The 25,199-nt window shown below is 39.7% G+C and carries 19 protein-coding genes; 8 read left to right on the top strand and 11 right to left on the bottom strand.

What is annotated here, in order from left to right; translation table 11 throughout:
* Positions 1-19 precede the first annotated feature (19 nt).
* From LVD16_RS26940 to LVD16_RS26960, 5 genes are all read right to left on the bottom strand, one after another.
* Positions 20-1,204, bottom strand: a complete 1,185-nt coding sequence (locus LVD16_RS26940; RefSeq protein ID WP_233771398.1) for a glycoside hydrolase 5 family protein — start codon at positions 1,202-1,204, stop codon at positions 20-22.
* A gap of 67 nt (positions 1,205-1,271) precedes the next feature.
* Entirely contained in the window at positions 1,272-3,287 is a 2,016-nt protein-coding gene (locus LVD16_RS26945) for a hypothetical protein (RefSeq protein WP_233771399.1), read from the bottom strand.
* Positions 3,288-3,341: 54 nt separating this feature from the next.
* Positions 3,342-4,514 (bottom strand): glycoside hydrolase family 43 protein, encoded by a 1,173-nt coding sequence (locus LVD16_RS26950; protein ID WP_233771400.1) that lies wholly within the window; start codon positions 4,512-4,514, stop codon positions 3,342-3,344.
* On the bottom strand, positions 4,505-6,031 hold the full coding sequence (locus tag LVD16_RS26955) for a RagB/SusD family nutrient uptake outer membrane protein (protein WP_233771401.1): 1,527 nt from the start codon (positions 6,029-6,031) through the stop codon (positions 4,505-4,507). The genes LVD16_RS26950 and LVD16_RS26955 overlap by 10 nt, the downstream gene beginning before the upstream one ends.
* Before the next feature lie 22 nt (positions 6,032-6,053).
* Positions 6,054-9,110 carry a SusC/RagA family TonB-linked outer membrane protein gene (locus LVD16_RS26960; protein WP_233771402.1) on the bottom strand — a complete coding sequence of 1,019 codons (3,057 nt, stop codon included), beginning with the start codon at positions 9,108-9,110 and terminating at the stop codon, positions 6,054-6,056.
* Positions 9,111-9,462: 352 nt separating this feature from the next.
* Here LVD16_RS26960 and LVD16_RS26965 point away from each other — a divergent pair, with 352 nt between their 5' ends.
* The gene (locus LVD16_RS26965) at positions 9,463-13,449 is read left to right on the top strand and encodes a hybrid sensor histidine kinase/response regulator transcription factor (protein ID WP_233771403.1); all 3,987 of its coding nucleotides are present in this window, start codon (positions 9,463-9,465) and stop codon (positions 13,447-13,449) included.
* Between the two features lie 3 nt (positions 13,450-13,452).
* Here the strand turns inward: LVD16_RS26965 and LVD16_RS26970 are convergent, their stop codons facing one another.
* Complete coding sequence (locus tag LVD16_RS26970; RefSeq protein WP_233771404.1) at positions 13,453-16,152, bottom strand: ATP-binding protein; 2,700 nt, start codon at positions 16,150-16,152, stop codon at positions 13,453-13,455.
* Between the two features lie 240 nt (positions 16,153-16,392).
* Between LVD16_RS26970 and LVD16_RS26975 the strand changes: the two genes are divergently transcribed.
* From LVD16_RS26975 to LVD16_RS26990, 4 genes are all read left to right on the top strand, one after another.
* Entirely contained in the window at positions 16,393-17,214 is an 822-nt protein-coding gene (locus LVD16_RS26975) for a ThuA domain-containing protein (protein WP_233771405.1), read from the top strand.
* Positions 17,215-17,277: 63 nt separating this feature from the next.
* Positions 17,278-18,171, top strand: a complete 894-nt coding sequence (locus LVD16_RS26980; RefSeq protein ID WP_233771406.1) for a LysR family transcriptional regulator — start codon at positions 17,278-17,280, stop codon at positions 18,169-18,171.
* A 70-nt stretch (positions 18,172-18,241) separates the two neighbouring features.
* Positions 18,242-19,219, top strand: a complete 978-nt coding sequence (locus LVD16_RS26985; protein WP_233771407.1) for a YeiH family protein — start codon at positions 18,242-18,244, stop codon at positions 19,217-19,219.
* Positions 19,220-19,287: 68 nt separating this feature from the next.
* Entirely contained in the window at positions 19,288-20,247 is a 960-nt protein-coding gene (locus tag LVD16_RS26990) for a bestrophin family protein (protein WP_233771408.1), read from the top strand.
* Positions 20,248-20,319: 72 nt separating this feature from the next.
* On the opposite strand, the gene LVD16_RS26995 is transcribed toward LVD16_RS26990, so the two are convergent.
* Both LVD16_RS26995 and LVD16_RS27000 read right to left on the bottom strand, forming a co-directional pair.
* Entirely contained in the window at positions 20,320-21,165 is an 846-nt protein-coding gene (locus LVD16_RS26995) for an NAD(P)-dependent oxidoreductase (protein WP_233771409.1), read from the bottom strand.
* 54 nt (positions 21,166-21,219) lie between these two features.
* Complete coding sequence (locus LVD16_RS27000) at positions 21,220-21,579, bottom strand: winged helix-turn-helix transcriptional regulator (RefSeq protein WP_233771410.1); 360 nt, start codon at positions 21,577-21,579, stop codon at positions 21,220-21,222.
* 129 nt (positions 21,580-21,708) lie between these two features.
* Between LVD16_RS27000 and LVD16_RS27005 the strand changes: the two genes are divergently transcribed.
* Entirely contained in the window at positions 21,709-22,059 is a 351-nt protein-coding gene (locus LVD16_RS27005; RefSeq protein ID WP_233771411.1) for a DoxX family protein, read from the top strand.
* Between the two features lie 55 nt (positions 22,060-22,114).
* Here the strand turns inward: LVD16_RS27005 and LVD16_RS27010 are convergent, their stop codons facing one another.
* Positions 22,115-23,065, bottom strand: a complete 951-nt coding sequence (locus LVD16_RS27010; RefSeq protein WP_233771412.1) for a bifunctional helix-turn-helix transcriptional regulator/GNAT family N-acetyltransferase — start codon at positions 23,063-23,065, stop codon at positions 22,115-22,117.
* A 106-nt stretch (positions 23,066-23,171) separates the two neighbouring features.
* Between LVD16_RS27010 and LVD16_RS27015 the strand changes: the two genes are divergently transcribed.
* The gene (locus LVD16_RS27015; RefSeq protein ID WP_233771413.1) at positions 23,172-23,645 is read left to right on the top strand and encodes an OsmC family protein; all 474 of its coding nucleotides are present in this window, start codon (positions 23,172-23,174) and stop codon (positions 23,643-23,645) included.
* 46 nt (positions 23,646-23,691) lie between these two features.
* On the opposite strand, the gene LVD16_RS27020 is transcribed toward LVD16_RS27015, so the two are convergent.
* Positions 23,692-24,354, bottom strand: a complete 663-nt coding sequence (locus LVD16_RS27020) for an NAD-dependent epimerase/dehydratase family protein (protein WP_233771414.1) — start codon at positions 24,352-24,354, stop codon at positions 23,692-23,694.
* Positions 24,355-24,581: 227 nt separating this feature from the next.
* Between LVD16_RS27020 and LVD16_RS27025 the strand changes: the two genes are divergently transcribed.
* Positions 24,582-24,737, top strand: coding sequence for a hypothetical protein (locus tag LVD16_RS27025; RefSeq protein WP_233771415.1), 156 nt, complete (start codon positions 24,582-24,584; stop codon positions 24,735-24,737).
* Here the strand turns inward: LVD16_RS27025 and LVD16_RS27030 are convergent.
* Entirely contained in the window at positions 24,720-25,196 is a 477-nt protein-coding gene (locus LVD16_RS27030; RefSeq protein WP_233771416.1) for a MarR family winged helix-turn-helix transcriptional regulator, read from the bottom strand. The genes LVD16_RS27025 and LVD16_RS27030 overlap by 18 nt on opposite strands.
* Positions 25,197-25,199 lie beyond the last annotated feature (3 nt).

Consider the following 25,199-nt stretch of genomic DNA (forward strand, 5'->3'; position numbering starts at 1 on the left):
TTATTAAGTAGTATTAGTTTCAATTATTAGCTTCGGCAGTCATCTTTTTAATAAGCGCTACCTCTTCTTCTTTGTATGGTTTTCCGTCAGTATGTAATACTTCGTGGAACCATACATCTGGCTCAGCAGTGTATTGCTTATCCCAGCTGTCCCATGGGTACTTGGTCTGAGTTTTTCCATCTACAAAACCCCAGTTATACATAGCTATATTGTATTTTCTGGCAATGGGAAGGAAAGCTTCGAAAGTGCTACCTCTAGGTCTGGCCATGTATTCTGTACACATTAAAGGCTTACCATATCTCTGCAACCAGTTGATTCTTTTTTCAAACTCAGCGGCATCGTCATAATTATGGAAAGAGATTACATCAGACTGTGAAATCTGTGTTTTTTGAAGCTCTGACATTTTATCTTCAGAAGACCAATCTCCTAACCACACCCCTGAAGTAAGTGGCTGAGCAGGATTTACTGATCTGGCCCACACAAATGATTTCTTTAATAAAGGCAATACATAATCTACCTTATTCTCTAGCTCTACTTTACCGTAAGCTCTATCATTAGTGTTATCAGGCTCATTCCAAACGTCCCAACCAAGGATTCTCTCATCGTTAGCAAAATGTCCTACCACACCCTTTACATATCTTTCCAGTCTGGGATATTGAGTGCTGTCTGTTAAAGCCTCCTTTCCAGGGCTTTGCAACCAACCTGAATTATGTACATGTGGCTTAGGATCTCTCTGATCACCTAATTCTGATGATGGATCCCAGCAAGAGTCAAAAAGAACGAATAAAGGCTTTATTCCATGATTATCCGCCATTACCAAAAAGGCATCTAATCTATCTATGAAGCCAGCAGAATCTGCCTTCCACAATAGATCATGGAGATACACACGGGCCGTATTCATACCCAACTCCTGAGCCCAACCTAGTTCTCGATCAATGGTTTCTTTGTCGAAACTAGATGCCTGCCACATTTCTAATTCATTAATGGCAGTACTTGGATTGAAATTGCTACCTACCAGCCATGGCTGAGATTTATACCATTCGTTAGCCTGTTCTTTAGACCATATTTCTCTTGGTGCCGATGATACTTTTTCCACAGAAGCAACTTCCGTAGTGTCTTTATCTTCGCTTTCGCCTTCCTTAGGAGCATTGCAGCTTTGGAACATCACTACAGCTGCGAGTAAAGAGTATTTAAAAAATTTCATATGTCGTATACTAAATTAGTTTAGCTTGATTATTACATAAGAGTAAGGTGAGTTAAAAAACTCACCATTATTTTTTTAAATATTCTTCAGTTCGTCCTACTGTTAGTAATTCCCATAGGGAAGCTACCGTCCAGCCTGGAGCGAAGTGTAGGTTATAGAAGCCTTTTCCAAAGTGACCATAATCCCATTCGGTATGCTGAACCACCTCTGGGTAATAGCCCACCTTAGCAATGCCTGACATATGACCTTCATAAGGCAACAGTTGCTCTCGCATAGATGATTTTATTACTGCAGCGAAATCATCAAATCTCTTTTCGCCAGTTTCATCAGCCAGCCAGTTAAGCACTTCGTCAAATTCAAAAATGAACACATCAATGTGATTATTTTCTACCGATACGTTACCCCAGCCTCTGCTTTTAAGGCCCAGGTCTCCCAGCATCTGACCTTGAGCAAATGGCACATCCCAGGTGTAATACCATGAAAGGGTGAAATAAGCCACTTGCTTGGCTAGTTCAGTGTAGTGCTTCTGCTCTTTACCTTTAGTAACCATAGCCATGTAATACAAAGCAGTGGCTGCATAAAGTGACGCCTCTTTGTCTTCACAATCTGCATCTAAAGTAGATGAGAAGTAATCTGATTTCGAAATAATGGCGGTTTCTAGATATCCCACTACTTTACGGGCAGCATTGAGATAGGTCTTATCTTTAAAGTATCTGTAGGCCATAACTAATGGAAGTACGCTAGATGGTGAGCTACCACCTGTTTCATCAACTAATGATAAGTCACCCTTAAATTTTCTAGGGAAACTTCCATCCTCTTTTTGCAGCTCAAGTGTTTTAGCTAATAGCTTCTTTATATGCTGCTCATATTCAGGGTGTTTTCTGCCATTTTTTCTCTCGTAATCCAGATAAAATAGGATAGCATAAATTCCTTCAGACTGTCTTCTGATAGAATATACATCAGCCGCAGTGTGCTTATTAATATCTGCTGTTTCTTTAAAGAAGCCATTATCAGCAAAACCGTATTTTTCATAGCTATCTAAAGTAGCTTGAGCAATTTCTTTCAGTTCATTATCTCCTTTTGCCTCAGCATATTCTAAAGCATTGAAAGCATTTAATAATACTCTTCCTATGAAGCCTACTTCCAGGAACGGAAGCTTTTCACAAAGGTGTGTTTGCAAGTGAATACCACTGAAGCCTTTCAGCTCATCACTAGTTACATAAGACTGTTTGAAGAACTCAGTTAAGGTAGTCTTGATTTCATCATCAGTCAGCTTATTATCGGCTACGGGCTCAGGCTTGAATAAATCGAAGCAGGCTGTCCATGCTTTTGCTACATAATCTGCATAATTTTCAGCATTGAATGTGCTCAGCTGATAAGTAAGCTTCACTTCCTCCCCTTTTTTCAGGAATAGGAAAGAAGTAACAGGTTCACCCATAGTTAACTTTCTGAAATAACTATGTGGTGCCTCTGCATAAGGATACGCGAACTCTAAATAAGGCGTGCCATTTTCCTCACCAAAACCAATGGCTCCCAAATCTGAAGGGCCACTAAGTACTACTTCACCATGAGCCAAAGGAGCTAATGAATGTTCTTTGATCTCATCCACTCTGGCTAAAGAGTAGCTTTGCTTTTTATCATTATCATAAACGCCAACCCAGGGAGAGCTTACTCTATCTTCTCTCACCAACCAATTGTGGCTCAACCTGGCAGAAGGAGCATTATCAGGTGATCTTAAATTTTTTCTGTACCAGAATCCTGGTAAATAAAGGTATGAGTTATCATAGTTCAATCCTTGAGCCAAATACTTACCATTTAAGTTAAAGTAAGTATCTTCTTTAGCTTTTACAGTAATGGTAAGCTGCTGATTACCATTTACTGGCTCACTTTTATATTGTAGTGTAAGTGGCAAGTTGGCGCCTTGTAGCTGGCCTCCATAGGCCTTTAGCTGAATAGCCTGAGCATCGTTGCCCGGCTGCTTTATTTTTAATGTATAGTTCATGCTTTCCGCAAAATCATCAGCAGACTGGGCCATGACTGATAAGGATAGAAAGCATAAGCATATGAGGCTTAAATATTTCATTGATATCATTGATTAGTATTGTGAAAAAGAGGCCTTTCAGGCCTCTTGGATGATTTATTCTTCTCCTGCTGGTTTTTCAATAGCAGTGTTAATGCTTACAGGTTCTCCGAAGTTTGGAGTACCGTCTTCATTCCAGGTAAATTTCTGAATTCTTGTACTGCGGTTCCCGCCACATCCTTGACCAGGCTGTGGGTTAGCATGATAGATAATCCAATCTTCTGTACCATCAGGCGACTTAAAGAAGCTGTTGTGGCCAGGGCCATAGGCGTTATGCTCGGGCTTCTTAGTGAATACAGGCTCAGACTGCTTGGTCCAATCTTCTGGATTAAGCGGATCACCACCTTCTTTTAGGGTAATCATACCAAGCTTGTAATCATCTGTCCAGCAGCCACTTCCTGAATAAATCAGGAATACATCACCTTCGGCATTCTTTAATATTTCGGGTCCTTCATTTACAAGGCCATTTTTTTCCCAATCATAAGTAGGTTCACTGATCATTACGCGGTCACCTTCTAAAGTCCATGGGTTAGACATTTTAGCGATATAAAGCTGCTGAATACCCGGATCGTTATCTCCTCTCCAACCTGACCAGATGAAATAGTTGCTGCCATCATATTCGAAAACAGTACCATCGATAGCCCACTTATCAGTTTCTGTGGCAATTTTACCTTTAAATTCCCAGGTGCCGCTGGTAGGATCTTCGTTGCTGTTTTCTACCACAAACATTCTGTGGTTAGCATCATCTCCATCATCTGCAGCAAAGTAGAAGTACCATTTACCATCTACTTTGTGAAGTTCAGGAGCCCAAAGGTTTTTAGAGTAAGGCTGGTTTGGCTCAGGAGTCCATACAGTTTGGCTATTTACATTTTTAAGTTCCGAAACGGCAGTGGTTTTATAAATACCTAACCTGTTTCCCATGGTATGGGTGTAGTAGTAGTTGTCTCCATCCTGAATTACCCAAGGATCAGGACCGTTACTAATAATGGGGTTGGTGAAAGTGCTATTATCTTCTGGTTCTTCCGGAGTGGTTGGCGTTTGTGGAGTCTGAGAGCCAGATCCACCATCCTCATCGCCACAGCTGGACAGCGCCAGACATACGCATAATGGAAGGGCCTTTAAAATAGATTTGATATACATTTTTATACTTTTTGGTGAGAAGGTTAAAACCAAAGAAGCTGGCAGGTAAAATACCTCCAGCTTCTCTGCTTTAATTATGTTTATTTCCAAGCATCATGCTGAGTAAGATTTGGATTCAAATCTATCTCCGCTGTTGGAATAGGCAATATTTCATCTTTACCCACTTCGAAATTAGCAAACCCAGCATCTCTGCTAGCCAAGTCAGGACCAAGATCTCCCCAACGAGCCAGGTCATTCCATCTGTGACCTTCACCGCTAAGCTCAGTTACTCGCTCATGCTTTAACTGCTCTAAGAAAGCCGCCTGGCTAAGCCCTGGCTTTGCTGTAGAAAGCGCTGCCAATCCTGCTCTTTGTCTCACTCTGTCTACATACTGGTAAGCTTGAGTAGTTTGACCTTCTTCATTAAGACACTCTGCGTACATTAGAAGTACATCAGCATATCTTAAGAATCTCCAGTTATTTGGAGATCGGTAGCCTTCTTCATTTTTCCAGTGATCATTTTGGAATTTTCTGAACCACACACGGTTGTTATTAGTACCATAGCGAGATGCAAATGTTTGACCATAGATCATAGTCTGCTCAGGGCCACCTACATCAGTAGAATCATATAAGAATGAGGCTGCTATTCTTGGGTCTCTATCACCTGTAGTGGTAGTTTCCTCCATCATTTCCCAGATTGGCCATCTTCTAGCCTCACCATCTGACCAACCAATACCGCTTGGTCCGAAGAATTGAGCTAATGAAGTACCATAGTTATGGTTTGGTGTAGCTGCATCATCATCAGTAAATTCTGTTGGGTTGATAGCAAACTGCCACTCAAATACAGATTCTCTATTGTTTTCTGTAGTGATAAGGAAGTTATCTCTATAATTATCTACAAGGTCATAAATACCAGCTCCTTCACCTTCTACCATCCATCTAAGAGGAGTTAAAGCCTCATCATATTTATGCTGCTGCATAAGTGCTTTAGCTAATAAAGTTTGAGCGGCACCTTTAGTGGCTCTACCCAGGTTTTCAGAGCTATACTGAGCTGGTAATTTATCAATAGCCATACCTAGATCTAACTCTATAAGTCTCCAAACCTCTGCCATTGGTGTTGTAAATGGCTTATCTTCAGGAGTTGAAGGGTCTATTAACACTGGCACATTACCCCATAAAGAAACTAAGTTATAGTAGAAGAAAGCTCTCATAAAATAGGCTTCACCTTCAGTTCTATTCTTAATCTCCTCGCTAATTTCCATGTCTGGAACATAGTAAATCACCTGATTAGCACGGAAAATACCGGTATATAAGTCGCCCCAAATACCGTAAGCGTTTCCATAATTATAATCTGTAACCACAAACTGGTCCATGTTATTCACAATATCAGTAGCCGGGCTGGTGCTCCAACCTTCGTCTGAACGAACAATGTAATAGAAAGGCATCCATCTTGAAATAGCACCTCTATGTAGGGTACTGTAAACAGCGTTAACACCATTTATAGCATCCTGCTCTGTTTTCCAGTAAGACTCCCTACTCAGTCTGTTTGGATCTGGTATAGTTAAGTCTGAATCGCAGCTAATTAATACATAACATGCAGCGATAAACATTAATAATATCTTTTTCATAATCTATAATGATTTGAATTTATTAAAAATTGAACTGAAGACCTGCAGAATACACTCTACTTGAAGGCCAGTTTCCAGAATCTAAACCTCTTTGTAGAAGTCCACCGCCTGTAACGTCAGGATCATATCCAGAGTAATTAGTGATGGTGAATAAATTCTGACCACTCACATATATCTGGGCATTTTGAATACCTGCTTTTGAAAGGAATGACTCTGGCAGTTTATAAGAAAGCTGAATGTTTCTCAATCTTACGTAGGTTCCATCTTCTAACCATCTATCAGTATTTCCCCAGTTGTTTTCAACTATTCCTTGATCTACTGAAGCAAGGCCTAAACGTGGATCACTTGCATTAGTATTTTCTGCTGTATATGGGTCAAGATCGCTTCTGTAGTTAGTATTTTGATAGCTATCTAAGGCTCTTCTCACATCATTGTAAATCTCAGTACCGAATACACCTACAAACTGCATATTTAAGCTGAACTGCTTGTAGCTCACGTTGAACTGAGCACCCGCCTGAAGTGATGGCCATGGAGAACCTGAGAACACACGGTCATCAGCGTCTATGTTACCGTCACCATCTGAATCTACATATCTGATATCACCAGGCTTTGCATTTGGCTGAATTAAATTTCCATCTCCATTAACATAAGCATCAACTTCTGCCTGGCTTCTGAAAATTCCGTCAGTTTTAATCAAGTACCATTCACCTAGTGCTCTTCCTTCTTTTGATCTGGTATTTCCAGCCTGGATATAATCGTTTCCTTCTCCTCTTTCACCTACATCTTCTACAGTATTCTTAATGGTAGTGAAGTTCAATGAGGCATCCCATTTTACTTCAGACTTGTAACTTCTATAAGTAGCCGTTACTTCAAGACCTTTGTTTCTTATAGATCCGGCATTTACAAATGGAGCTCCGTTAGATCCTAAGTATCCTGGAAGTGGTAATGCTAATAAAGCATCATCAGAAAGTGAGTTGTAAGCTTCAACTGAAAGTAGAACCTTATCATCTAAGAATCCTGCTTCTAAGCCGACGTTTTGCACTTTTCTTTCTTCCCATCTTAGATCGTCATTTGCTAATCTTGTTTGAGTAGCACCTACATTAGCAGCCTCATCAGGTCCAAAAATAGCTCTCGGATTAGAGTTAATGTAGGCTGTGTATTCCCAAGAACCAATCGGGTTTATACCTAACTCTCCATAACTTGCTTTCAACTTTAAATCAGAAATCCAATCTACGTTAAAGAAGTCTTCAGAGCTTATTCTCCAGGCACCAGCTATAGAAGTGAAATAACCAGTTCTGTAATTCGACCCAAATCTTGAATCACTATCTTGTCTACCTGTAAGCGTTAAGAAGAATCGGTCATCATAAGAGTAGTTTATTCTACCTAAGAAACCTCTGATCTTGTAGTTTGAGGTTACACCACCTGCAGCGGCAGCATCTCCTGTGGCACCATCAATAGTCTCAAAGTATTCTCCAAGTCCATTAACCTGCACATTAGTACGAGAAGCTGAATTGTAAGATCTTTTAAATTCTTGCTCACTGATACCCAATACTCCATTGATGCTATGAGCACCGAAAGTCTTATTAAAATTCAAAGTATGCTCTAACAATAGGCTGCTATAAGTAGCTCTGTCTTCAGTGATTTTAGAAGGGTAAACGGCTGCGTTATATGACCAGATACCATCTTTTCTCAGCACATTGATTACATCAAAACTAGCTTCGACACCTACGTTGAACTTATAGTTTAACCAATCTAAAATTCTAACATTAGCGTAAGCGTTACCCACTATTTTAGAATATGTGGACTCTCTTGGGTTCAAATCATTAACCGCAACAGGGTTCCATGCATAGGTCACTGTGTCTATAGATCCAATTCCGTAGCCCATAGGATTGTTAGCCGTAACATAAGCAGAGCTTTGTACCGGAATGATAGGTAGCATTTGTGGTACATCATAGAATGGATTTCCTGCATCTGGCTGCTTGTCTCTGGAATGTGTAAGAACGATATTCTCACCAAAAGTTACTCTGCCAATATCAGCAGAAGTGTTTATTCTTAAACTTGCTCTATCAAAGCTGTTTCCAATAAGTACCCCTTCGTTTTTGAAGTAACTCCCTGATACTAAGTATTTGCTATTTTCAGATCCGCCTGAGATAGAAACATTATAATCTTGCATGTTTCCTGTTCTCATAGCCTCATCTTCCCAGTTAGTTCTGAAAGATGGATCTTTAGTTACACTAGAAGGTGGTGTTACACCAGAGTTTTCATACTGCTGTCTTTGTGTAGCCACAAATGCATCAGCATCCATTACATCATAGGTTTTGTAAATCTGCTGAACACCATATTTAGCTGAAGCACTAACTTTAGGCTTTCCTTTTTCACCTTGCTTAGTAGTGATGATGATAACACCATTAGCCGCACGTGAACCATAAATGGCTGATGCAGAAGCATCTTTCAATATTTGCACTGACTCTATATCGTTAGTATTAATAGTAGAGTTAGCATCTGATATCATTCCATCAATCACATAAAGCGGGTCCGCATTGGTAAAACTGGCTACACCACGAATGTCGATAGCAGCACCGTCACCAGGGCCTCCACTATTTCTTACTGTAACACCTGCAGATAAACCTTGAATAGATTCTGCCAAAGAGTTTGAAGTTGTTTTAGAAATTTCACTGGCGTCTACCCTTTGGATAGCACCTGTTAAATCTTTCTTTTTCACAGTTTGGTATCCGATAACCACCACTTCATTTAGTGATTGTACGTCTTCTGTTAACTGTACATCTATAGTAGTTTTTCCAGCGGCATTAACTTCCTCGGTGATATAACCTACGTAGCTAAATTGTAATACTGCGGCAGGATCAGACACCTTAATAGTATAGTTACCATCCATATCAGTAATGGTACCTGTAGAGGTTCCTTTTACAAGGATGTTTACTCCGGGAAGGCTCTCACCTTCCGTAGTGCTGGTAACCTTACCAGTGATACTGATATCTTGTGCTGATGCATAGGATACCTGACAGATAAGTGGTATAATAAATAACCACCATCTGAATCTTTTCAGTAGCTTTTGTTTCATGTTCATTCGGTTTTTGTTAAGTACAATCCGAAATCGATTGCAAGCCGTGTGAAAAAAAAGTGAATCGGAAAGAAGAGCCCGTCACCCTTCTGACGAACTCTATTGATTCAACTATTTCCCTATCACACCGCATTTCTATCGATTGCGGATTTCGAAGTAAGCCATAACGGTTGATTAAGTACCCTCTATTCTTTATCAGAATTTCTACAATTTGTATCAACCATCGTTTTTAACCGATTTGAAGGCATTTTTTGAAACAAATTGCATAACATTGAGAAAATTTGAGAGAAGTTCTGTCATGGGGCACTAATTGGGGTTAGAATTGATTAATAGGATACGACACTACTTTATTTTGGATAAAAGAGCACTCTTATCGGTACTATTTTGCTTGCTGCTGGCTACATCAGTATCAGCACAGTCATATTACTTCCGTCACTACCAGGTGGAGAATGGTTTATCTCATAATACCATTACTTGCTCGGTGCAGGACCATGAAGGCTTCATGTGGTTTGGCACTAAAGACGGGCTGAACAGGTTTGACGGCTATAGCTTTAAAATATTTAGAAATGATCCTCAAGACTCCACCACTATAGGGAGTAATTTCATTCAAAATCTCTATGAACTCAATGGCACTTTGTGGGTAGGCACAGATGGAGGACTTTATAAATATAATCCGCAGCTGGAGACTTTTGAAATCCTGCCCATTACTCTAAATCATACCATAAGAGACATCACCTCAGACCATGAAGGCAACTTGTGGTTTATCGCAGGCTACACGCTTTATAAATATCAAACCTATAATGCTCAACTCATTGAATATGAAACAGAAGAGCATTTCTTTGCTACTTCTGTATGTTCTACCCCTAACGGAAGCATTTGGGTATCTACCAGGGAAGGATTTATTCAGAAATATGATCCAAAGTATAATCATTTCACTGCTAAAAACCTGTTTGATCACTCACCACCTACACCAACACATTGGATAGAGCGCCTGTACAGCACCACGGATAATACTATTTATGCAGGTACGCAAAGCCAAGGTATAAAGGTTTATCATGCTGATTCAGGTTCATATGAAGATCTGAAAATGTACGACGAAGAACGCTCAGCACTATTTGTCAGGGATTTCGTACAAAGCACAGAAAATGAACTTTGGATCGCCAGTGAGTCTGGTATCTACATTTATAATATATCCACTGGTAGCTTTACCAATCTTACTAAAAGCTATAACAACCCGTATAGCTTGTCTGATAATGCCATTTATACCGTTACAACTGATAGGGAAGGTGGCGTGTGGGCAGGAACATACTTCGGCGGCCTTAATTATTACCAAAAACAATATACCTCCTTTGAAAAATACTTCCCAAAGATTGGCGAGAACTCCATTAGTGGTAATGCTGTGCGTGAAATTTGCGAAGACAAATACGGCAATATATGGATAGGCACAGAAGATGCCGGTCTCAATAAGCTAAATCCTGATACGGGAGAATTCACGAATTTCATGCCTACTGGCCAGCCTGGAGGCCTTGCTCATTACAATATTCACGGACTATTGGCCACTGGTGATGAACTATGGGTAGGAACATTTCATCATGGGCTGGATGTATTAGATATAAGAACTGGAAAGGTTATTCGCCATTATTCTGCTGGCAGCCAGCCTGGAACATTACAAAGTAATTTCATTTACAGCATCATAAAAAACGCCAATAATGAGATAGTTATAGGCACTTCTAATGGTCTATTTAAATACAACGAAAGTGAAGATAACTTTCTGGTTATCCCCGCCTACCCTGACACCTATGAGTACACAGTATTTATCATGGAAGACCACGAGGGGATTATTTGGGCTGGAACCTATAATCAGGGCGTTTACTATGTAGATCCGAAGGCGCAGAAAAAAGGGTATTTTGTCAGCAAGTCGGCTGATACCACCAGCTTAAGCAGTAATTTCATCAATAGCATTTTTGAAGACAGTCACCAGCAGCTTTGGTTTGCCACCAGTGATGGCCTTTCAAGGCTTAACCGACAAGATAGTACTTTCAAGCGCTTCACCACGGCTAATGGACTTCCTAGTAATGTTATTTATTCTATAGAAGAGGCTGGCAATCAAGACTTATGGGTAAGTACTTCTAAAGGCCTGGTGAAATTCAACCCTAAAGAAGGAAAAACCAGAATTTACACCACTGCCAACGGACTGCTTAGTGATCAGTTTAACTATAACTCCTCTTACAAAAGCCCGGAAGGCGATATGTATTTCGGGAGCGTTAAAGGTATGATTCGCTTTAACCCTACTTCTTTTAAAGTCAATCAATATATTCCGCCAATCCATATTACTGGCTTTCAGATTAATAACAAGGAAGTTGAAGTAAATCAGAATGAATCCCCATTAAGCAAGTCCATCACTCACACTTCTAAAATTACTTTAGATCATAATCAGTCCTCCTTTAGTATAGATTTCGCCGCCTTAAGTTATACTGCACCTACCACATCAGAGTATGAATATCAGATGCAGGGGCTCAGTGACGAGTGGACTTATTTAAAAACCAACCGAAAGGTCTATTTCACTGAATTGGCCCCTGGAAATTATACTTTCAAGGTGAAAGCCTCTAATAGCAGCGGCATTTGGAACAAGAAAGCCACCATTTTACATATTAAAATTCTCCCCCCTATCTGGGCTAGCACCTGGGCTTATATCTTATATGTAGCTATTATCATTGTCATTCTTTACTTCGCCTTTAAATACTATCACCAGGTAAACGATGATAAAAACCAGCAAAAGATCAACCACCTGGAAAATGAGAAGGAGAAAGAGATTTATGAGGCAAAAATTAAGTTTTTCACCAATGTGGCCCATGAAATAAGAACGCCACTTACTCTCATAACCGGTCCTTTGGAGAAAGTGCTGAACTCAGCCCTTGAAAACCCAGAGACCAAAGATAGCCTGGTGATCATGAAAAAGAACACCAACAGGCTGCTCGAGCTGACCAATGAACTGTTAGATTTCAGAAGAACAGAAATAAAGCAGTTTAGCCTCACATTTATCAGAGCAAATGTAAAAAAGGTGGTGGAAGAGGTAGTTTCCAGGTTTAAATCTGCCATAGAAGAAAGAAACCTTCAGGCCAGCATTAATTTACCTCATAATGATGCATTTGCATATGTAGATCCGGAAGCGCTGACCAAAATAGTGAGCAATTTGCTGAACAATGCAGTGAAGTATGCAGACCAGAACATTTCTATTCAGCTAAGTCCATTCACAGAAAAAGATCCGAAGTTCTTCATTACCGTATCTAACGATGGACATATTATACCCCTTGACTTAAGAGAGAAAATTTTCGAGCCATTTATGAGACTTGAAGAGGATCAAAAAGGTACAGGAATTGGATTATCTCTAGCAAGATCTTTAGCAGAACTTCATAAAGGAAACTTGTTCATGGATATGGAGCAAAAGTCATTAAACAGCTTCATTCTCTCACTCCCTGTGCATCAGGAAAAGGAGTTTAAGCTATTCGAAGATGTACAAGAAGCACCGAAAGAAGTTGATATTGAGGAGATTGTAGAAGAAGTGGAGCCTGAAACATCTACTGATAAGCCAATGATTCTAATTGTAGAGGATCATACAGATATGAAAGCTTTTGTAACTCAACAGCTGGAAGGGATGTACCAAATTTTGGGTGCGACGAACGGGAAACAGGCTTTGGAAGTGTTGAGTAATCATAACGTAAGCCTGGTTATCAGCGATATCATGATGCCAGTAATGGACGGTTTACAGTTATGCCAGCAAATTAAAACCAATGTGGAGTACAGCCACATTCCTATTATCTTACTTACCGCCAAGAATAGCTTGCAATCACGAATAGAAGGCTTGGAAACAGGTGCTGATGCTTATATTGAGAAGCCTTTTTCAGTGGAACACTTAAAGGTACAAGTAGCGAACTTGCTGGCTAATAAAGACAAGGTAAAGCAGTATTTCTCCAGCACGCCTTTAGCACATATTAAAAGTATGGCTCACTCTAAGGCGGATGAACAATTTTTAGAGAAGCTTAATAATGCTATATATGCGAATATCTCAGATTCTGAACTAAATGTGGACTACATAGCTGATACGCTCAACATGAGCAGACCTACATTATACAGAAAAATTAAGGCAGTGTCTAACCTTACACCTAATGAACTGATTAACCTTGCCCGCCTTAAAAAAGCTGCAGAACTACTCAGTAATGGTGATTATAAGATATATGAAGTGGCAGAAATGGTAGGCTACAACTCGCAAACCAGCTTCGGAAGAAATTTCCAAAAGCAATTTGGAATGACTCCTTCAGAGTTTATTACTAAAAATTAATGATTAAGCTGGTTTTTCTTCGGAAGCGCTTCGGTATTTGCTAAGCGTCTGTTTCAAAATAGCCTTGTCTACAGGTTTAATTAGATGTTCATGAAAACCAGCCTCTCTGGCTTGCTGAATTTTATCCTTATTACCCCAGCCGGATTGTGCAATGAAAATAGTGTTGGCTGCTTCAGGCGTATTTCGAAGCGTTTCACAAAGCTCAAAGCCGTCCATATCTGGCATTCCAATATCAAATAAAGCAAAATCAGGCTTAAACTCTTTAAACTTATCAATAGCATCAGCTCCATTGTAGGCTGTGCAAATTTTGAAACCTTCACTGAGAAGCATCATCTCGTACATGTCTACCACATCTACATTATCATCCACTATCATGATTTTGATCTCCTCATTATCAGTACCATTTTCAGATATGGTGGTAACGCTATTTAAGCTGGTACCATGTGAAATGATGGGTAACAACACTTCGAATTCGGTTCCCTGACCTAGACCAGCACTCCGTGCATGAATATGACCACTATGCAGAGCTACAAGTTTTTCCACTAAAGTAAGACCAATACCTAAGCCACCTTTAGTTTGAGTAGAATGAGCATCAATTTGGGTAAACATAGTAAAAATAGATTGAAGCTTTTCTGCCGGTATACCTACACCGTTATCAATTATTTTCACTGATACTTCTGTATCCCTCTTCTCTACAATTATTCTAATTAAACCACCATCTTCCGTGTACTTGGCGGCGTTATTGATGATATTAACAAACACCTGGGTCAGACGAGTAGAATCTCCATAGAGCTCGGCATCATGCTCCTCCAGATGTAAATCAATATCGTGGTTTTTCTCTTCAATTAGCCTTTGACAAGTTTCAACGGCATTTCTAAGGATATCATTAATTTTAATATTTTCCTTCTCTAGTTTTACCTTGCCCTGGGTTATTCTGGAAACATCCATTAAATCATTAATGAGCGTATTCATATGAGCCAATTGCCTTTTCATGGTGCCAATGATCTTGGTTTGCATAGGATCATTATCACCCTCTTCCAGCAAACTTACACCTACAGTAAGTGGTGTAAGTGGATTTCTCAATTCATGGGCCAAGGTAGCCAAAAACTCATTTTTATATTTGCTCTGCAGCTCCAGCTGATTGATATTCTTCCGCATTTGCTCCTGAATTTCCAGCACATGAGCCATGAACACCTTATTGAAACGGTTGGCAGATTCTATATCAGTGTTATCCCACTCCTTGCCCTTATCTTTAATAAGTCTTTTGTGTACCTGAAAAGATGACCTGGGTGATAAGCGCTCCTTTTTGGGAGCAAAGGCTGATTTCTCTTCCGGTGTGCCAGCCCATTTCTCTTCTACTACATGTTCCTTTCTGAACCAGGCAGTGAAATACCTTTTATTTTCAACCAATGGAATGAGCAGTACACCACGAATTCCGTTGAGCTTAGACACATCACTCACACATTCTCTAACATCCTGTTTTACAAGGGTTTCCTTTCCATTTTCACAGCAATTATCATACATCTCCACCAGAGCTTCCACTTCAGGAGTGGCCCCTAGTCGGATTTTTTCAGCTTCCGTATAAAACAAAAAGCCATCAGTATCAGTAATCTCCAGTATTTCCTTTTCATTCTGCTTAAACACATCCACTATAGGAGTACTGACAGAGGTCTTATCTAACATACCGTTGATAGCTTTTTCAGTTACTTCCTTGCGTCTGATCAACAGTTCCTCCTCCTTCGCATACAAGTGCCAGCTGAAAAGCTGGCTTAAATTCTCACATTCCAGCCTCACGTTTTGAGGGATATATTTCGCCTCACGATTATGACATGAAATAATACCCCACAAATGATCATGTGTGACTAATGACATAGACATTGAAGCCTTCAAACCTTGATTTCTCACATATTGCAAATGAATGGGCGACAGGCTCCTAAGGATCGACTTGGTCATATCCAAAGGCTCGCGATCCTTGTCTTTGGTAGAAGGTATAATCGGAGATGCTTTTAAATTAACATCGGGAGTTAAACGCACCCAGTTTTTCTTATACAGCGCACGGGCTTGTTTAGGAATATCTGATGCAGGATAGAGTAAATCAAGATAAGACTCCATTTCATCTTCCTTAGCTTCCGCCAGTACGCGACCTGTATTATCAGCATTGAATCTATAAAGAACTACCCTATCATAACCACTGATATACTTAATGGTGGATACAATCTCCTCAGCCATCTGAGCCAGGGTTTTATAGGCCTTAAACTTAGGCGCAACGCTGGTGGCATAAAGTTTCATAAACTGAGTGGCACTATAAACATCTCTAAACTCACCGGCCGGCTCAAGTTCCACCACCATATACTGATCGCTCTGATAGACTACCGCAAAATAGTCTATAGCCACCTCGTCCTGAAGTTTTTCTTTTTTTAGATTAAACTGAATGGGCAATCGCACACCTTGCTTGCGTGCTTTCTGGTAAGTCTCTTTTAAGAAATCTATATATTCCTCACCATCAACCAGATCATAAAAATTAGATCCAAAAATATCTCCTGAGTTTTTAAGAAGACTATCTATATTTTGGCTGATTAGCTCAATTTTTCCTGTTTCAAAATTAAGTGCAAAAAGATAACCATAACCTTGAATCGACTCTGGTATATGTATTTGTTCATCTTCACATTTGTCAAAATCAAGGGCATCAATATTCAGTTGCATAACTCCAGGTTAGGGGATTAACTTTGATAACACGCTGACAGGCTCATGGTTATGATAAATGTGCATTCTTTTGACACAATAAAAACAAAACCCTCACAACCAGTCACTTAAAGCAAAAACTCTTTTTTATTAAATGTAATGTTAAACCCGCAAGCTCCAGCAGACAAGTAAAACACTATACTATTGTATGAATGGTAAATAAGACCTAAATTATGGTCAAACCTACTATTACTTAAACCTATGAATTCAAGACGCTCATTTCTGGGAAAGTCTCTACTTGCCCTCTCTTCTGGATTAATTACTAAAAATGCTTTTGCCAAAGGACTTCCTCAAAGTACTGTCGATGCTCTTCCGTCTTTAAAAGGACGAAAAATACTTTTCACCTATGGAGGATGGGACGGCCATGAACCAGAAAAATTCCTTAATTTTCTCAAACCCTGGATGCAGAAAGAAGGTGCTGAAGTAATGGTTTACGATAACTTAAGCCCATACGAAGATGAATCTATTATGAATCAAATAGATCTTATCGTTCAGGTATTTACTATGTCTAGCATTACAAAGGAGCAGGAAGCAGGCCTACTTAAAGCGGTTAAAAATGGCGCCGGAATGGCTGGCTGGCACGGAGGTATGTGCGATGCTTTCAGGCCAAACACAGAGTATCAGTTTATGACTGGTGGGCAGTGGGTGGCACATCCTGGCGGTGTAATAGAGTATAAGGTAAACATCATCGACCATGACGACCCTGTAACTAACGGACTTAAGGACTTTGCTATGCACAGCGAGCAATATTATATGCATGTAGACCCGAATGTTAAGGTAATGGCTACCACCACATTCAATGGTGATCATTCGCCCTGGATAGATGGCTGCACCATGCCGGTATGCTGGAAAAAGATGTATGGCAAAGGCCGGATCTTTTATACCTCACTAGGGCATAATCTTGACCATGTAACTACAGTGCCAGATGCCTTAAAAATTATCCAACGCGGCATTCAATGGGCCAGCGCTAGCAAATACCAACCCGCAGAGAAGTGGATTAGCCCTATGTATGCCAAACAATAGTTTCATCTTAAGCTTTAACTGATAGAAATTGACTTATTTTACAGCCAGTCATTTGTAAACAATATGTTCGATTTCAGATTACAGGTTTTTAAAACGGTAGCCAAACGGCTAAATTTCACCAAAGCTGCTCAGGAGTTATCCATTACTCAGCCTGCCGTAACCAAGCATGTAAAAGAGATAGAACAACACTATCAGGTAAAGCTATTTGATAGAAATGGCACTAAAATCAAGCTTACTCCTGCCGGAGAAATGCTACTACAATATGCAGAGCAGGTATTCGAGGTATACCGGCATCTGGAAATAGATTTGAACGCATTGGCCAGCAAGCATGGCGGCAAACTGAGAATTGGCGCCAGCACCACAGTAGCACAATATGTTTTACCTCCAGTAATGGCCGCCTTCCATGAAAAGTTTAAGGAGGTGCATATAACATTGGAAACAGGTAATACTGAGAAAATTGAACAGCACCTACTCCAAAGAAACATCGATTTGGGAATTATAGAGGGCCACTCAAAGTCAGCGGGCATTAAATACTCCACCTTTCTCAACGATGAAATAGTGCTGGTAGCTAATAGCAAATCAGAACTAGCTAAACGATCAGCCATCAATGCTCAGGAACTTTATGACATACCATTGTTGATGCGAGAGCATGGTTCGGGCACTCTTGATGTGATCAATCATGCATTGAAAGAAAACGGCATTAACCCAGCTCTGCTGAAAGAAGAAATGCAACTTAGCAGCACTGAAAGCATAAAAATGTACTTACTCAATTCTCAATGTGCCTCTTTCCTATCAATACATTCAGTACTCAAAGAACTGAAAAACAATGAATTGGCCATTGTCGATATGCAGAACTTTAGTATTGAAAGAAACTTCAATTTTATTCAACCGCAGGGCCAAAATGACCAGCTGGTTGAATTATTTATCAAATTCGCCTCTCGCTATAACTTCAGGTAATAGCTCATCACTAATTGTAATTTCTACGCGGGCCTGATTATCCTCAAGTTTGTATCATAATTTCAAGGATATGAACTGGAATACAGCCCAAAAACACAGAATTACAGCACAACTCAATCATCTATTAGAAAAGAGCATCTCATTACGAGAAGTAATATTCCTGTTGGCTGCATTGCTATGTTTATTTCCCATCATATCTCCGCCTTTGGCACTTCTTATAGGCATAATAACGGTGCAATTCATAGGAAATCCCTTCTTAAAACTCAATCACAAAGCCACACATATCTTACTTCAAGCTAGCGTAGTAGGCTTGGGATTCAGCCTTAACTTTTCAGAAGCGCTACAGGCCGGAGCAAGCGGTTTTAGCTTCTCCATTTTCTCTATAGCAGGCACTTTACTACTCGGCTTTATCTTGATGAAAGTGCTGAAAATAGAAAAAACTACTGGTTATCTGATTGTCATTGGCACCGCCATATGCGGTGGAAGTGCTATTGCAGCAGTTTCTCCAGCCATTAAAGCTAAAGAAAATCAAATCTCGGTGGCTCTGAGCAACGTTTTTATATTGAACGCAGCAGCCTTATTTATCTTTCCTTTCATAGGCAACACACTGAGCCTCAGCCAACAGCAATTCGGCATGTGGAGCGCCATAGCTATTCATGACACCAGCTCAGTAGTAGGAGCAGCAGCCAAATATGGCGCAGAAGCATTAGAAATAGCGACTACCGTAAAACTGGCCCGCGCCTTATGGATTATTCCTGTGACCATCATCTCTGCCATTGTTTTTAAAAGCGATAAGAAGAAGATAAAACTTCCTTATTTCATTCTGCTTTTTATCGTTGCTGTTATTATCAACAGCTACAGTCCCTGGGTACAGCAATATCACAATCACATTATTTCTATTTCTAAAACTGGCTTTACGCTCACTCTCTTTCTTATAGGCAGCAGCTTATCTAAAAAAGTACTTCAACAGGTAGGCATGAGACCTTTATTAATGGGGACAATCTTATGGGTAACCATCTCCGCGACCACTTTAGCGGCTATTATATAATTGTAACTGATCCTTTCAAACATTCTTACCTATTCATGGTTTTATGAAGACACCAAAAGCCTGCCCATATGATTGTAGACAGAAATCTAAAATGGAACCATATTTTCCACTACACCTGGAGAAGTATGTTATATTTCTTCATTCTTTCTGTATCGGTTTATACACTTCATGTAGAGTTTGATATTGAGAAGCTGACTCTTCCCTTTAATGCAGTGGCCACCTTAAGTACAGCGCTAGCCATTTACCTAGGCTTTAAAAGTAACAATGCCTATGATCGCTGGTGGGAGGCAAGAAAAATATGGGGCCTATTAGTAAACTACAGTAGAGCTTGGGGGCGACAGGTGATTTCATTAGCTATTCCGGCAGATTACGAGGATGCCCAAGCACTGAGAAAGTGGCAGTTTAAGGTTATTGAAAGGCATATTGCTTTTGTTCATGGATTAAGAGTTTTTCTAAGAAAAAAACATGCTTATAATGAAACTAGTGTGACAGAGGTTATTGAAGATTTCAACCGATATGAAGACCTAAAAGACTTTCTTTCTCCTGAAGAATACGAACTGGTGATGGATAAGAAAAATCCACCTAACTACTTACTACAGCTGCAAAGCAACGACCTGCAAGTAGCTTATAAAAATGGGTGGCTTTCTGATTACCGCTTTGTAAGGCTTGATGAAACGCTTACCGAATTTAACAACCATCAGGGTATGAGCGAAAGAATTAAGAACACACCATTCCCAAGGCCTTTCAGTTTCTTTTCCAGAATGTTTGTGCTCATCCACGGCACATTAGTTCCATTCGCCTTTGTGGAAGAACTGGGCTGGATTAACATACCTCTTTCATTGCTCATCAACTTTGTATTCCTGGCACTTGACCTAGTAGGTGAGCGCCACGAAGACCCTTTTGAAAATAGAATGGATGATACTCCGCTCACAGCCATCAGCGTGACTATTGAAGAAAACCTGAAAGAAATGCTGGATAGAGATGATCTGCCAGTAAAACCAGAACCTATAGAAGGAGTAGTATTTTAGAATAGGAATAGGCTGTCTTAATATCCGCAGCTTTCACAGCTGGCACCTCTTAAGACAGCCTAAATCGTTATTTTATTTTTGCAAATGCTTTATGATTGCCATCACATCTTCATCACCATATGCGGCTCTGGCATCCTGAAAAGAATCATGAGTATCCAGCCCGGTCTTGCCTTGTAATCCGCTAGCCTTGGCGTAACGTAAATCCTTAGAAAGATGCTCCAAGGTAAAAGCCGCGTTGTAGTTATCCTGCAACACTGCATCACTCTTTATCTTAATATAAGGACTACCTAATGCACTGTTATTCAAGATACTTAGAAAATCCTCTGTCTTTACTCCCATAGATTTACTGAACTCTATGGTTTCAGCTAATCCTTGCGTTACTATACCCAGAAAGGTGTTTACCGCCAACTTAGCTGCATTACCAGTTCCAATTTCACCAATATACACCACAGCCTTTCCAATCAATTCCAGTTGAGGCTTCACCTTCTCTACCACATCCTGTTTACCGCCTGCAATGATTACTAAAGTAGCTTCTTGCGCCTGCTTCACACTACCCGATACCGGAGCATCCACATAGTCAATGCCTTTTGCCTCGCATTTCTCCGCCATCGCCTTGCTCATATCAGGAGTTATGGTGCTCATGTTTATGACCACTTTCCCTTCAGCAGAGCTCTTCAGCAAGCCATCTTCTCCTGTGAACACATCCTCCACTGCCGCATCATCAGATATCATAAGGAACACTACATCACTCTGGTCCAGCAAATCAGCTGGAGATGATGCTGTGCTGGCTCCCTGATCAGTAAGTGGTTTCATTTTGTCCGCAGTGCGGTTATATACAATCAGGTCATGACCTGCATTAATTAACTTTTCTGACATAGGCACTCCCATTTTGCCTAAGCCTATCCATCCTAGTTTCATATGTATGTTGATTATTTTTAAAAAGATTTCATTGTAAAAACGGGCTCATTACAGTTACGTTTTGTCGCCCATGATACGTTTACGATGATTTACGCCCCATTGTCTGAGCGAATCAATCACATTTTCAAGAGATTGGCCGTATTCCGTAAGTGAATATTCTACTGTAACTGGAAAAGTATCATGCACCGTGCGCTTTACCAGCTGGTTAAGTTCCAAATCTCTTAGCTCCTTGGAAAGCATTCTATCCGTAATACCAGGAATTTCTCTAGACAGCTCTGAAAAGCGCTTTACGCCAAAGGTTAGTGCTATAATTATCGGTAATTTCCACTTTCCGTTAATGACATCCAGAGCATCTCTCACCGGCAAAATCATGCCTCTACATTCGGTGTGGTTTCTTTCATGCTTCTTTTCCATAAGTGCAAATATGGCCAATTGAGCCTAAACTATAAGAGAGTATAGCGCTATACTTTGGTATAGTACTTACAAAAGTATAGCGCTTTTAAATAGGTTTGCTTTAAATATTATTACTGAAAATTCAATATAATGAAGAACAAAATCATTTTTTGGGTCTCTACAGGACTCATATCTCTCATGATGTTATTTAGTGCTTATGCCTATTTCACTAACCCTGAAATGGAAGCCAACTTCAAGCATGTCGGCTTTCCAGATTATTTCAGAATAGAACTAGCTGTAGCTAAAATTATAGGTGTGATAGTACTATTAATTCCTGCGCCTAAAATGATTAAAGAATGGGTTTATGCTGGATTTGGAATCACCTTTATATCAGCATTTATCGCTCACTCAGCCGTAGGAGATCCAATTTCTGGTAAGGTTATGCCTTTAGTAGCCTTAGCTCTACTGGCGGTGTCAAGAATTTATTTAGATAAAAAATAAACATCAAACAGAGTTGTGATGATTTATTAGACATTGCAACTCTGTTTGAATGCTTTTATAAAATCAATTCCATTTGAATATTACATCTTTCATAAGGTGTAGTATGTCCTACCACTTTCTTAAAACCCAGTTTTTCATAAAGTGAAATAGCAGGTTTTAGTATAGTGTTACTCTCCAAATACAGATTAGTGGCTCCCAGGCTTCTGGCTTTAGTTTTAATGGCCTCGCCCAAAATATTTCCTATACCTTTTCCCTGAACTTTTGGAGAAACTGCCATTTTAGCCAACTCGTAATCATACACCTCATCCTCCATTTTTACCAAGGCGCAAACTCCAACGGGTTCATCTTGATAGAGCGCAACCAGTATACTGCCGCCCTTATTTAAAATATAACCTTCAGGGTCTTCGAGCGCCTTCACATCAGGCAGCTCCATTTTAAAAAACTTAGAGATCCATTCTTCATTCAGATCTTTAAAGGCCTTTTTATATTGAGGTGAATATTCTACCACAGAAACCTCTTTGCTTTCGCGTATTTTCTTCTGCTCAATTACACGCCGTAATAAAGGTTTTTGCTCCAATAAATACTCCCACTCCTCAATAGCCTGCCATAAATCATTACGTGTTTGCGACATAATATCTTCCACAGCGTTAGTCACATCTTCATATTGATCTTTCATTTTTTCTGCTATTTCCTCTCCTTTTGAGGATAGAGAAATTACATTCCTTCTGCCGTCAGTCTTATCCTTCATCTCCTTCACTAAGCCTGCCTTAGACATTTCTCTCACAATCTTACTCACAGATGGATGTGAGTGGCCAATTTCCTTCGAAATAGTTGTGATGGCTTGCGGCTCTCCTTGTGATAGTACATAGAACACAGGAAACCATTTAGGCTGAATATCAGTGCCATAGAGCTGATATAAACTTGTAGCATCTGTGGTTATTTTTTCGGTGAGTAATCTTAACCTACTCCCTATAGCCATCTTTCCGGTATTATTAAAAAACTCCATACATACATAATTACGTAACTGATTACATAAATCTAAATCATTTCATTTTAAAATGAAATAAAAGACTATCTGTTTTTTTAGTTTTACAAAAAATCAAACAACACCCATGGCCAAAACACACCTATATCAAACTCAGCTAAAATGGACAGGAAATACCGGAGAAGGCACTGCCAATTACAGATCATACGAGCGCAGTCATATCATCTCCGTAAGTGGTAAACCAGACATTCCCGGCTCTTCTGATCCTTCTTTCAGAGGGGATAAATCAAGATATAATCCTGAAGAAATGCTGGTTTCATCTCTATCTTCATGCCATATGCTATGGTATCTGCACTTGTGTTCAGAAGCTGGAATTATTGTAGAAAGCTACGAAGATGAGGCTGAAGGCGTTATGCAAGAGACTGCTGACGGTGGCGGACACTTCAGTGAGGTTACGCTAAAGCCTGTGGTAACAATTTCAGATTCATCTATGATTAACACAGCCAATAAACTTCACGAACAGGCCAATAAACTCTGTTTCATTGCCAACTCATGTAACTTCCCTGTTAAGCATTCTGCCAAGTGCTTAGTGAGCGAATAGAAAAAATATAAGATTATCATAGTCCGCGGCTCCACTGAGCTGCGGACTACTTGCCTAGCATAATAATATCATCTCCCTCTAATACCTTTTTTTCATACCCAACTTTCACCAGCCTGATCATAGCTCTGGCTAGCTCGTCTAGTTTACAAAAGCCCTTGGCATAGATTAACCTACCCATAGGAAACATCCATGAAATGTACTTATAATAAGTGTGAACATTTGGCTGACCTTTAATCGGCAAGATAAAACCAGGCCTTAATGCAAATACCCTTTTAAAGGGCAGTTCCAACAGGTCATTCTCAGTTTTCCCTTTTACTTTTGCCCAGTGCATCTTACTTGTTTTCTCAGTACTATCAGTGCCAGCTCCCGAATAATAGCAAAAGGTCATATCGGAATTTAGCCTGCTCACTAATTCCGCCATATGCATGGTAAGTGTATAAGTAATTCTGAAATAATCTTCTTTCGATAAACCCACAGAAGATATTCCTAAACAGAAAAAGCATGCATCATAACCTACTAATGAATTTTCAATAGGCCTTAAATCATTAAAATCTTTATGAATTATTTCTTTTAATTTGGAAGACTCCACACCACAAGAACTTCTATTAATGACTAAAATCTCCTCTACATTAGGATCTTGCAGACAATAGTGGAGCACTCCCCCTCCCACCATACCAGTACTCCCGGTGATAATAACTTTAATCTTCACTACGCTTATCTCTTACTTTGAAGACGTAAAAGCCAGCTAGATATTTTAAGTGAATCAGTTACAAAAGATTAATTTTTGGAATCTATTGGTACAAGAGAATTCGTAGATCAAATAGTATTTCAAAAAAAATTAATTGATCGGAAAACAAATTTTATTTTATTTTGTTTGAACCTCTTTTCGCAAATTTGCATTTATAAGACTGTAACGACTTTTTAAACTATTTAATTATGATCAAGTCCGAAATTATCTGGTTTCATTTACTACTAGGCTTAGGCATCATCTTTTACGAACTAGCTATGAATAATATGTTCGAAGTTACTATCTGGACTATGCTTACTGGTGGAGAGTGGTTTGTGTTTAAGAGACTAGGCCTCATCAGCTAATTGCTGAAACTTCTGCAATAACTTATCAAGCACTTTTTTAAAGATCAAAGCTTCTTCAGCATTCACATCATCTGACTGCAGCTGAGAAAATATGGCTTCAGGTATACAAGCAGCTTTATCCTGAAGTTTTACTCCTTTAGCAGTAAGAGAGATTATAACTTGTCTTTCATCGGCATTAGATCTATTCCTTTTAACTATTCCTTTCTGCTCCATCCTTTTTAGTAAAGGCGTGAGCGTATTAGATTCCAAAAGCAGCAAATCGCTGATCTGATTCACAGTTTTCATATCTTCTCTCCATAATACCAATAAAACCAGATACTGCGGATAAGTAAGATCAAGCTCCTTGAGTAGCGGAGCATATAGCTTTGTCACCATTCTTGAGGTAGCATATAGAGGAAAGCAAATTTGATTTTCCAACCATAATTGTGGCTGACTTTCAGTTTTACTCTTTGACATCATTTG

Origin of the sequence: Fulvivirga ligni, from assembly GCF_021389935.1 — a bacterium.
Lineage (GTDB): Bacteria > Bacteroidota > Bacteroidia > Cytophagales > Cyclobacteriaceae > Fulvivirga > Fulvivirga ligni.